This is a genomic window from Spongiibacter sp., assembly GCF_041602295.1.
Lineage (GTDB): Bacteria > Pseudomonadota > Gammaproteobacteria > Pseudomonadales > Spongiibacteraceae > Spongiibacter.
Genome location: NZ_JBFIGO010000093.1, coordinates 1 through 10,962, shown reverse-complemented (window position 1 = coordinate 10,962; position 10,962 = coordinate 1). Strand labels below are relative to the sequence as shown.

The following is a 10,962-nucleotide window of genomic DNA, read 5'->3' as shown; positions in this document are numbered from 1 at the left end:
CCACAGCTCTACCCGCACCGCGGCATCTGGCTGGCCAGCCTGCTGTGGCGGCTGGCCCCGGCACTATTTCACCGACTGATGCGCCGCAAATTTGCGGTCGAATTGGAGCAACACTGATGGACCCGTGGATCTGGCTGGCGCTATTTGTTTTTGGCGCCTTTACCATCGAGGCCATCACCGGCTTTGGCAGCATTGTTATCGCCCTGTCGCTGGGTGCATTGCTGCTGCCCATCCCCGCCATGCTACCGGTCTTGGTACCGCTGAATATCTGCATGACCGGCTATTTGTTGGCGCGCCACTACCGCCACGTTCACCTGCCGACGCTGCTGAAAATGATTTTGCCCCTGATGGCCGGCGGCACCCTGCTCGGCTACGGCCTGCGCCCCTGGCTGGGCGAACAGCTGCTACAACTGCTGTTCGGCGCCCTGGTCATCTGGTTTGCCGGCCGAGAATTACTCAAGGTCTATCGCGGCCTGCACAGCCGCCAACACGCCAGCTGGTGGACCCGCAGCTGGATGCTGGTCGCCGGCATCACCCACGGCCTGTACGCCTCTGGCGGCCCCTTACTGGTCTATGCCCTGTCGGGTACCACCTTGGACAAGGCCGCCTTTCGCGCCACCCTGATTACCGTGTGGTTCAGCCTCAACAGTCTGCTGACGCTGGTCTTTGCCCTGGACGGCAGCCTGCAGCCGGCACTGCCAAAAATCATCATGACACTGCCGGCACTGATTGCCGGCCTGACACTGGGCGAATTCGTGCACCACCGGGTCAACGAACAGCGCTTCCGCCTGCTGGTTTATGTGCTACTGCTGATTACCGGTGGCCTGCTAATCATCACCAGCCTGTAAGCCTAGACAAAATATAATAACAAGGGGTATGCCATGACGATCGACTACCGCCCGCTACTGATACTTTGCACAGCGATAAGCCCCGCCGCCTGGGCGGAGTCACCGCGGGTGCTGGAAGAAGTGCTCGTCACCGCGCAAAAGTCGCAACAGAGCCTGCAGGATGTGCCGATTTCCATCAGCGCCCTGTCGGGCGACTTTATGCAGGACAATGCTATTGGCGATCTGGTGGCGGTGTCGGCCTATGTGCCCAATGTCCGCGTCGAATTTACCAGCCCGTCATCGCCCCAGGTGTTTATTCGCGGCTTTGGCACCAATAGTTTTAACCCCAGTTTTGAACCGGCGGTAGGGCTGGTGCAGGACGAGATCTTCTACGGTCGGCCGAGCTATTTCAGTGAATCGATGTACGACCTGGCGCGCGTCGAAGTCCTGCGCGGCCCTCAGGGGACGCTGTTTGGCAAAAACACCATCGCCGGGGTGTTCAATGTCAGCAGCCAGCTTGTGCCCAGCAACACCGGCAGCGAGGGCAAGCTCAACTACCGCGAAGAAGAGTACGGCGAGCAGCGCATTGAAGCCGGCATCGGCTACCGCCTGTCGTCTAACTTCGGCCTGCGCCTGTCGGGGCTAAAATGGCAGCGCGACGGCCGCTTGGAAAACAGCAAATTACAGCGCAAAGAGGACGACCGCGACCAAGATGCCCTGCGGCTAAAGCTAAACTGGCAGCCCAGTGATCGCAGCGAACTCGAACTGATCGCCCAGCAGTCCAATACCCATGTCAATTTCTGGCCGCGACAACTGATGAAGCTGGACGACGATACCCGCGAGTATCTGCAAAATTTCGACCCCGACATAGAAGACGATCCACTGAACTTCCAAACCAGCTTTAATGATGACGGCAAGCTGTATCAAGGTTCCGACAGCATGGTGCTGCGCGGCAGCTACGACTTTGGCGAGTTCGCGGGCCTGTCGCGCCTGGACAGCACCGTGGTGCTCGGCGTGTCGTGGCTAGACGTGGAGCAGAACCAGGACCTCGACGTATCGCCGGCGGATCTGCTCAAGCTCGACGAAGTCGACGACTATCGCCAGGAAAGTGTCGAATGGCGTTTCAGCGGCGCCGCCGACAGCCTGTTTGGTCTCGGCGGTCAGGTCGAGTTTATCGCCGGTTTATTTTACTTTCAGAGCGACTTCCACATTATTGCCGATGTCATTGTCGGCGACGACATTGCCTCTTACGCCGCCACCAAAGACGCCCAACAATTACTCAGCGGCAACAGCAACGCCCCCGGCAACCCACTGGCGGGTACCATCGGCGGCAGCCTGCCAGCGCTCACCAGCAGCCTGCAGGAAACCGATTACTACCGCTTTGACTACTTTCAAGACACCACTGCCACCGCGGTATTTGGCCAGATAAGCTGGGATATTAGCGACAAGTGGGTACTCACCCCCGGCCTGCGACTCAACCGCGAAAGCAAAAAATCCACACCGACCGGCACCGCGGTGTGCAGCAACCCCCTGCTGCCCTGTATCACCGCCACGCTGATCGGCGCCAATGACTATGCCCCCGGCGAAATCGAGCGCAGCGAAACCCAGCTGTCGCCCAAACTCACCCTGAGCTATTTTCTCAACGAGGATATTTCCTTTTTCGGCTCGGTGTCTCGCGGCTTCAAAAGCGGCGGTGTGAATGCCATCTCCTTCACCGGCGAACAATTGGAGTTTGAGCCGGAGCAAGCGCGCTCCGTGGAGCTGGGCCTGCGCAGCCAGTGGCTGGACAACAGCCTGCAGCTCAATCTGACCGCCTACCGCATGGACTTCGACGACCTGCAGGTGCTGGCCTTTAACGGCCTGCTGTTTGATGTGACCAATGCCGCCGCCGCGTACTCCGAGGGGCTGGAAAGTGAGCTGCAGTGGCTGACGCCCTATACCCCTCTGAGCATCAATGCCTCACTGGGCTATCTCAATGCCCGCTACAAAGAGTACCGCAATGCCCCGGCCCCCATCAGCGAGGGTATCGGCGCCAAGCAGGACCTGGGCGGCGAAAGCCTGGCCTTCGCCCCGCAGATTACCGCGACGCTAAACCCGACGCTGGAATACCAAATCGGTTCGCTTTGGCTCAGAGCCAGCGCCAACATTCAGCACCAGGACGAGCACTACACCGACACCGACCTCGATGACAACGCCCGCATCCCCGCCACCACCACAATCGCCGCGCACCTGTCGCTAAAAAGCGACGAACAGGGCTGGACAGTCACGGTCGGCGGAAAAAACCTCAGCGACGAGCGCAGCCTTAACCAAGTGATCGATACCGCCATGTTCCCCGGCACCTACAACCCCAGCCAGAACCCCGGACGCAGCCTGTTTGCCAGCCTGGCCTGGCAATGGTGAGGCCGCGGGCAAGGCGAGCCGCCCCCGACATTCGCTTTGAGTCGCCAATAAACATCGGGGTACTATGACAGCCTTGTTGGCATGTCATCCCGCCATGCCGCCGTCAGTCAGCTAGGCAACTCGCATGTGGGTCACTCGCTTTACCCCCGTCGCCATACTCCAAGCACTGGGCATCATTATCGTGGCCGCCGCAATTTCCGGCTTGTTGCTGCAGGCCCGATTCGCCCCGACGCCCGCCAAGCCCAGCCCCATAGACATCGGCTTTAGCCAATTTATGAGCCTGCACCACCAGCAGGCCATTACCATGTCACAGCTGTTATTAGACGGCCGCCCCACCGGCCTGGCTCCTCTCGCCCGCACGATCGCCACCACCCAACTGCTAGAACTGGGAGAAATGCGCGGCTGGCTACGCCTCTGGGAGCAGGATTTATATCCCAGCAATGACGATATGACATGGATGCTATTGGGGCGTGCGCCGCTGAGCGACGAGCTGCGCCAGTACCTGATCGACTGCGGCCGCTCGCCCCAGGGCATGCCCGGTATGGCCAGCCCGAAGCAGCTCCAACAACTGCGCCACAGCAGCGGTCGCGCGCGCGATGAACTGTTTGTTCAGTTGATGCTGGACCACCACGAAGGCGCTCTGCTGATGGCGCGCTTTACCGCCACGGAGGCGGCGTTGGAACCCGTGCGGCAACTGGCCGGAAGAATATTACTGGAACAAGCCAAAGAAATTTATCAACTTCGCAGTATTCTCACGACCCTTGTGCGGCCACAATGAATCACCCCAATAATGGCCGGCGCAATAACAATAAAAACCTCGGAGCACGCTAATGACTCGCGCATATCCCCTTGCCCTGATCACGTTGGCCACCCTGTTATTTGTCGGCTGCGGCAGCGACAAGCCCGCGCCCGGCCCAAACCCGACTGACAACAGCACTGCCCACTGCGGACCCAACTCGCGGCCCGAAACCGGCATGCAAGGCCGAGTCTCGCAGGAAGACCACGACAATGGTCTGGCCCGCGAGGGCTTTACCTGCAACACCGAATTGGTCGGCAGCTATACCGTACCCAATGCCATCGGCAGTGTTGGCGGCTTCAAGGTAGAGCGCTATATCGACAATGCCGGGCGCGAATGCGCCTACTACGACAGCACGCTGTTGTTTCCCACCAGCGTGCTGGATATGAATGTCGGCATCAATGTCTTGGATATGTCCGACCCGGAACACCCGATGCTCGCCAACCGGCTCATCACGCCCGCCATGCTATCGCCTCACGAGTCCATGGTGGTATCGCAGCAGGCCGGCATACTGGCGGCGGTAATGGGCAATGTGTTGTTTTATCCCGGTTTGGTGGATGTCTACGATCTCAGCGAAGATTGCCGCAACCCGGTATTGCGCGCCTCGGCACCGGTTGGCCGGCTGGGCCACGAAAGCGGTATTTCCCCCGACGGCAAGACCTTCTTCACTTCGTCACCGGCGTCGCCAACCTTAACCGCCATTGACCTCTCCAACCCGGAGTTCCCCACAGCGCTCTGGTATGGCAACTACCGCTCTCACGGTCTGTCGATCAGTGCCGATGGCAACCGCGCCTATGTTACTGGCGATGGTGACAACGGACTGCTGATTCTCGATATCTCTGAAATTCAGGCGCGCCAAGCCAATCCCGAAGTGCGCGAAGTTGCCAGCTTATCCTGGGAAAACCAAAGCGTTCCGCAAAACGCCATACCCTTCACCCGCGATGGCAAACCCTATGTACTGGAAATCGATGAATTTTCTACCAGCGAAGCCGGAAAATCCTCAGCGCTGACCAGCCACGGCGCATTTGTCGGTGCGGGTCGGATCATCGACATCAGCAATGAAAGCGAGCCCAACGTCATCTCCGAGCTGCGCCTTGCGGTTCACAACCCAGAAAATCGCGATGCCATTGCCAACGACCCAGGGGCAAACAACATCGCCGGCGGCTATGCCGGGCATTATTGCGACCTGCCGACGCGCGTTAACCCCGATATTGTCGCCTGCAGCATGATTCTGTCTGGGCTGCGGATTTTTGATATTCGCGACCCCCACAAGCCGCGTGAAGTGGCTTATTTTAATGCCCCGGTAACAGACCGCCCGCTGGATGTGCAGGCACCGTCAAGCAATATGGCCATGTCCAAGCCGGCATTTGCCCCCGAGCGCAAGGAAATCTGGTACACCGACGGTTACAGCGGCTTCTATGTGGTGCGCGTCACCAATGGTGCTTGGTAAGCGGCGGCACTAGCTGTCGTCAGCAAGCACTGCAACACAGCCTAAGCCCCCGGCTCAGCCTTACCTTGCCCTCACCATGCGCTTCTCGCCGCGCGCGTGACCGAGCTGCGCCTGCTGCACTACATAGTGTTTAATCGCCTCGGCTTCTTCGGCAGTGATCACCTCGCCGCGCGCCGGCATGCCCAGCGATGCCATGGCGCCATCGCGAACAATGGCCTGCCAAATCGGCGCCACATCGTTGATGCGGTAGCGCAGATCGGAGATCAGTCCGGCGCTGATGGCATTGCCGCCGTGGCACACCGCGCAGTAGAGATTGTACAATTCACGCCCCTGCGCAACCCTGTCCTCAGCGGCCAATTCCACAGTCGGTGCCGGCAGACTTTGCTCAACCACGGCCACCCTCGGCAGCGGCGCCTCAGCGCCCAACTTAAATACCAGCAGGCGGCTGATATTGATCATATTGCGCGGCCCGGATACCGCCCCGTAGGGTAGACCGCTGATGCCCCCCCAGCCTTGGGCAATGGCAATGTACTGTTCGCCATCCAACTGGTAGCTGATCGGCGCCGCCATCAGCCCGCCCTGCACATCGCGCTGCCACAGCAGCTTGCCGGTATCCGCCGCGCGGGCGCGGAACTGACCGTCCAAATCGCCCTGAAAGAGCAGATTACCGGCGGTCGACAACAGGCCGCTGGCCGAAAAATAGCCGCCATCAATCCGCCAGGCGTCTTTATTGGTGGTGGGATCGCGGGCAATCAGCGTCGACTGCAGCAGCATTTCGCCCATGGCCTTACGCTGCTCCACCGTCACCGCATCGGGGACCTCCAACATCGGCGCCACCGCGTAATTGGTGTTCCACACACCCTTGCGATCGCGGGCAGAGAAGTCGTCGGCGTAGATCGCCCCCGAACTCATCGCGGGGATATACACCAGTCCGGTCTGTGGACTGTACGTCATCGGCTGCCAGTTGTGGGCGCCGCTGGGCGCCGGCTGCACCATGCCGGGGAAGGTGCCCTCACGCAGCCCCGGCGCCACCACCGGCCGGCCGCTGGCCATATCGACGTGACTCGCCCAGTTTACCGGCATGTATTTTTCCGCCGACAACAGCTCCCCCGTGGCGCGATCCAACACATAGAAAAAGCCATTCTTGGGTGCCTGCATAATGACCTTGCGCGGCTGACCGGCAAATTCGATATCCGCCAAAATCATGTGCTGAGTCGCGGTGTAATCCCAGCTGTCGCCCGGGGTCGTCTGATAGTGCCAGACGTAGTCGCCGGTATCGGCCTTGACCGCGACAATCGACGACAGAAACAGATTGTCGCCCTTGCCGTCGCTGCGCACCTTGCGGTTCCAGCTGGAGCCATTGCCCACACCGATATACAGCAGCTTGAGCTCGGGGTCGTAGGCAAAGGAATCCCAGGCGGTACCGCCGCCCTTGCCATTCTCCCACCACTGGCCGTGCCAGGTTTCAGCGATCCATTTCTGGGTGGCATTTTCAAAACCCTTGGCGGGATTGCCGGGCACGGTAAAGAAGCGCCAGTCCAATTTTCCGCTCTGCGCATCATAGGCGCTGACATAGCCGCGCACGCCCAGCTCGGCGCCGCCGTTGCCAATAATCACCCGGCCATCGACAATGCGCGGCGCCCCGGTAATCGTATAGGGGTCTGTCGTATTAATACGGGTGTCGACCTGCCAGATCAATTTGCCGGTTTTGCGATCCAGGGCGTTCAGGCGACCGTCATAGCTGGCCGCATAGACCTTGTCGCCCCACAGAGCAACGCCGCGATTCACGCCGTCGCAACAGCCACGCACTGCGTAGTCTTTCGCCACCTGGGGATCAAAATGCCACAGCTGCTGGCCACTGCGCGCATCAAACGCCAGTACATGCCCCCAGGATGCGCTGACATACAACACCCCATCGGCCATCAGCGGGGTGGCTTCAATACCGCGCCGCGTCGGCAGGTCAGCAAACCAGGCCAGCCCCAGCTGCTGAACATTGCCGTCATTGATGTTTGTCAGCGGGCTAAAACGCTGTTCGCTGTAGTCGCGGCCGTGACTCAGCCACTCGCTGCCATCGGCAGCGATAATCCGCTGAGCGGTCACCGGCGCGCTATCTGCCGTGCGCTCGACACTGCGGCTGCAGCCCGTCGTCAATATTGACAGCGCCAGCGCGCCGCCTATTAAGCGTATTGCAAAGCTCATAGCAGTCCCTTCTCATTGTCGTACAGCCGGCGGGCGGCGCGAGGCAGCCCGCCCCCGAGGGTTCAGCGCTCGGCCATCAACCCTTGAACTTCAACAGGAAATTATAGAAGCGGGTGGCAAAATTGCCGTAGGGGGGGCGCAGCCATTCCATCGGCGAAAAGCTCGGCTGGTAGTACACCGGACGCAGCTTGCTGAAGGTAATAAAGCCCTCATAACCGTGATAGTGACCCATACCGCTGCCGCCGACTCCGCCAAAGGGCAGGTCGTGCTGAGCCAGGTGAAACAGCGCGTCGTTAACGGTCACACCACCGGACATGACCCGCTCAATATACATGTCGGCCAAAGCCCGCTTCTTGGTAAAGGGGTAGAGGGCCAGCGGCCGATCGCCGGCGTTGATATAGTCCACCACCTCTTCCGGGCTGTCGTATTCCACCACCATCAGCAGCGGCCCGAAGGTCTCGCGCTGGCGAATAGTCATCTCCGGCGTGGTGTCGAGCACCAGATGCAGCGGCAGCTTGCGCGCTTCAACATTGGCCTCTTGATTGCTCAGGTTGATCACTGTGGCGCCCTTGCTACCGGCATCGTCCAGGGTGCTTTGCAGACGCGCCATCGAGCGGTCGTCAATAATCGAGGTGTAGTCCGGGTGGTTGATATCGGGGCAGTGCTTGGCCACATAGGCCTTGGCCGCCTCGACAAAGGCCTCGCGCTGGGAGCGATGCACAAACACATAGTCGACATTGGTACAGATCTGCCCGGCGTTGAACTGTTTAATGAACATGATCCGCCCTACCGCTTTTTCTATCGGGTAGCTGGGATCGATCACTGCCGGCGCCTTGCCACCGAGCTCCAACACCACCGGCGTCAGGTTCTGCGCCGCGGCGGCCATCACCGACTTACCCGTCTGGCCAGAGCCGGTAAACACCAATAAATCGAAGGGAATTTTTGAAAACTCGATGCCGACGCCACCGGTCTCGTCAAAAAACTGCAACTTGTCCTCGGCAAAATACTGGCTGCACAAGCTGCGCAGCAGGGCGCTGAGTGCCCGCGAGTTTTCCGACATTTTCACCATCGCGCGGTTGCCCGCAGCAAAGGCCTGAGCCAGCGGCACAAAGCTGAGATTGACCGGGAAATTCCACGGCACAATCACACCCACCACCCCCAGCGGCTGGGGAATCACCCGGTTGCGACCGCCGGGGAACATGCTGTGATCGACATGGCGCTTCTGCACCCGCATCCACTTTTTCAGGTTTTTAATGACATCGTTGATGGCGTCGGTCACCGCGATCACTTCGGCAAACAGGGTCTCGTGACGCGAGCGATTGCCGTAGTCCTGGCAAATGGCGTCGATAATCGCCTCGCGGTTATCACTGAGCATGGCTTTCAGCCGCAGCAGGTCCTGCTTGCGCTCGGCGTGACTGGGCACTGGCGCCGCCAGATAGGCCTGGCGCTGTAAGGTAAATGCCTGCTGAAGTGGTAGTGCAACATCGCTGCTGGATTGTATCGCGTTCATAGCCGTCCCCTTGATTATCATTTGGAGGTATGGCGATCACGCAAAGCTTGAATTTGCTAGAGGGGATAAACACCGCCCTCAAGCGCGACCGACATCATCACTTGGGGCAATGTTACCGCCGAACACACCGGCAAACGATGTGATGTGCGGACAGATTTAAGGTATCTCAGCGCAATAACAACAGCGGTTTTTGCGTTTTCGCAAGCATTTTCGCGGTGAAGCTGCCCAGCAGCACATCGCGAATACGGTGGTGGCTGTAGGCGCCCATCACCGTCAGATCGATATTCTGCGCCGCCTGGTAGGCGATCAAGGCCTCGTCAATTTTGCCCTGCAAGTGCACACTTTCGTGGTCGATACCGGCGGCGCTCAAACGGCGACTACCCTCGGCCAGCACCTCGGCGGCGCGCTTGTCGTCACCCACATACACCAGCTTGCAGGGAATCCCCTGAAACAGCGGACTGGCGGCAACCATATCCAGCGCCTTGCCGGCCGCCTCGGTACCGTTGTAGGCCAGCATAATCTGCTGGGGTGCCGTAAAGGCACTGTTAACCACCAGCACCGGGCGGTGCAGGCCGCGAATCACGCTCTCCAGGTGGGCGCCGAGCTGCCCCTCGTGGTGCTCTTCACCGCGAATACCCATCACCACCGCGCGAATGTCCTGCTCGTTTTCGATCAGCGACTCCTGCAGGCTGCCGTGGCGCTGCCAGCATTCGGCATTGTCGATACCATCGGCGCGCACCCGCTCCTCAGCGGCCTTGAGCATCAGCTTGCCTTTTTGCATGAGCAGGCGGCTGCGTTCTTCTTCGACGCGGGTCAGCTCTTCGAGCAACTCCTCCTGACTGCCCAAGCCAATGCTGCCGGTGAGATCAGCGACCGCCGCCTGCGGGCGCTGCTCCAGGTTGTGCAGCAATTTAAGCGGTGCGCCCACTCGGCTGGCAATCCAGGCCGCGTAGTCGCAAACGGCGGTGCTTAACGCCGCACCGTCGATACAAGCCAGTACATAGTTGTCGCTCATCAATGGGCTCCCAGCACTTTGTCGATTTCCTCGGGCTTGTCGTGAATACCAAAACGGTCGACGATCGTCTCGCTGGCTTCATTCAAACCAATCAGCTCAACCTCGGCGCCTTCGCGGCGAAATTTAATCACCACCTTGTCCAGCGCGCCCACCGCGGAGATATCCCAAAAGTGCGCGCGACTGAGGTCGATCACCACCTTATCAAGGGCTTCCTTAAAATCAAAATTGGCAGCAAAGCGATCGGCCGAATTAAAGAACACTTGGCCGACCACGCGGTAACGGCGACAACTGCCATCGTCACTGCGCTCGCTGTCCACATACATAAAGTGACCGACCTTATTGGCGAAGAACAGCGCCGCCAGCAGCACGCCGGTCAGCACGCCAAAGGCGAGATTGTGGGTCCACACCACCACCGCCACGGTGGCCAGCATAATAATATTGGCCGACAAGGGGTTGCTTTTAAGGCCCTTGATCGACGCCCAGTTAAAGGTACCAATCGACACCATAATCATCACCGCTACCAGCGCCGCCATGGGGATACGCGACACCCAGTCGCTGAGAAACACCACCATGGTGAGCAGCATGGCACCGGCAAAAAACGTCGACAGACGGCCGCGACCGCCCGATTTCACGTTGATCACCGACTGGCCGATCATCGCACAGCCGGCCATACCGCCGAGCAGACCGGAGAAGATATTGGCAATACCCTGGCCTTTGCACTCACGATTCTTGTCACTGCTGGTGTCGGTCAGGTCGTCGACAATG

The 10,962-nt window shown here is 59.7% G+C and carries 8 protein-coding genes; 4 read left to right on the top strand and 4 right to left on the bottom strand.

Annotated elements, in window-relative coordinates:
* The first annotated feature begins 116 nt into the window (after positions 1-116).
* From ABYM29_RS12770 to ABYM29_RS12755, 4 genes are all read left to right on the top strand, one after another.
* A complete protein-coding gene (locus tag ABYM29_RS12770) occupies positions 117-848 on the top strand; it encodes a sulfite exporter TauE/SafE family protein (RefSeq protein WP_372865156.1) in 732 nt (243 codons plus the stop codon).
* Between the two features lie 33 nt (positions 849-881).
* A complete protein-coding gene (locus tag ABYM29_RS12765; protein ID WP_372865155.1) occupies positions 882-3,227 on the top strand; it encodes a TonB-dependent receptor in 2,346 nt (781 codons plus the stop codon).
* 124 nt (positions 3,228-3,351) lie between these two features.
* Positions 3,352-4,005 carry a DUF305 domain-containing protein gene (locus ABYM29_RS12760; RefSeq protein WP_372865154.1) on the top strand — a complete coding sequence of 218 codons (654 nt, stop codon included), beginning with the start codon at positions 3,352-3,354 and terminating at the stop codon, positions 4,003-4,005.
* A 52-nt stretch (positions 4,006-4,057) separates the two neighbouring features.
* Complete coding sequence (locus ABYM29_RS12755; protein WP_372865153.1) at positions 4,058-5,473, top strand: LVIVD repeat-containing protein; 1,416 nt, start codon at positions 4,058-4,060, stop codon at positions 5,471-5,473.
* A gap of 60 nt (positions 5,474-5,533) precedes the next feature.
* Here ABYM29_RS12755 and ABYM29_RS12750 read toward each other — a convergent pair whose 3' ends face one another.
* The 4 genes from ABYM29_RS12750 to ABYM29_RS12735 form a co-directional block, all read right to left on the bottom strand.
* Entirely contained in the window at positions 5,534-7,672 is a 2,139-nt protein-coding gene (locus ABYM29_RS12750; protein ID WP_372865152.1) for a PQQ-dependent dehydrogenase, methanol/ethanol family, read from the bottom strand.
* A gap of 76 nt (positions 7,673-7,748) precedes the next feature.
* On the bottom strand, positions 7,749-9,182 hold the full coding sequence (locus ABYM29_RS12745; RefSeq protein ID WP_372865151.1) for a coniferyl aldehyde dehydrogenase: 1,434 nt from the start codon (positions 9,180-9,182) through the stop codon (positions 7,749-7,751).
* 166 nt (positions 9,183-9,348) lie between these two features.
* Positions 9,349-10,197 carry a universal stress protein gene (locus tag ABYM29_RS12740; RefSeq protein WP_372865150.1) on the bottom strand — a complete coding sequence of 283 codons (849 nt, stop codon included), beginning with the start codon at positions 10,195-10,197 and terminating at the stop codon, positions 9,349-9,351.
* On the bottom strand, positions 10,197-10,962 hold a 766-nt coding region (locus ABYM29_RS12735; RefSeq protein ID WP_372865149.1), incomplete at its 5' end, for a SulP family inorganic anion transporter. The genes ABYM29_RS12735 and ABYM29_RS12740, both read right to left, overlap by 1 nt.

What these genes read in the sequence shown, in the direction of transcription:
- ABYM29_RS12745 (WP_372865151.1), bottom strand. Translation starts at nt 9,182, where the DNA reads ATGAACGCGATACAATCCAGCAGCGATGTTGCACTACCACTTCAGCAG.
- ABYM29_RS12750 (WP_372865152.1), bottom strand. Translation starts at nt 7,672, where the DNA reads ATGAGCTTTGCAATACGCTTAATAGGCGGCGCGCTGGCGCTGTCAATA.
- ABYM29_RS12770 (WP_372865156.1), top strand. Translation starts at nt 117, where the DNA reads ATGGACCCGTGGATCTGGCTGGCGCTATTTGTTTTTGGCGCCTTTACC.
- ABYM29_RS12755 (WP_372865153.1), top strand. Translation starts at nt 4,058, where the DNA reads ATGACTCGCGCATATCCCCTTGCCCTGATCACGTTGGCCACCCTGTTA.
- ABYM29_RS12740 (WP_372865150.1), bottom strand. Translation starts at nt 10,197, where the DNA reads ATGAGCGACAACTATGTACTGGCTTGTATCGACGGTGCGGCGTTAAGC.
- ABYM29_RS12765 (WP_372865155.1), top strand. Translation starts at nt 882, where the DNA reads ATGACGATCGACTACCGCCCGCTACTGATACTTTGCACAGCGATAAGC.
- ABYM29_RS12760 (WP_372865154.1), top strand. Translation starts at nt 3,352, where the DNA reads ATGTGGGTCACTCGCTTTACCCCCGTCGCCATACTCCAAGCACTGGGC.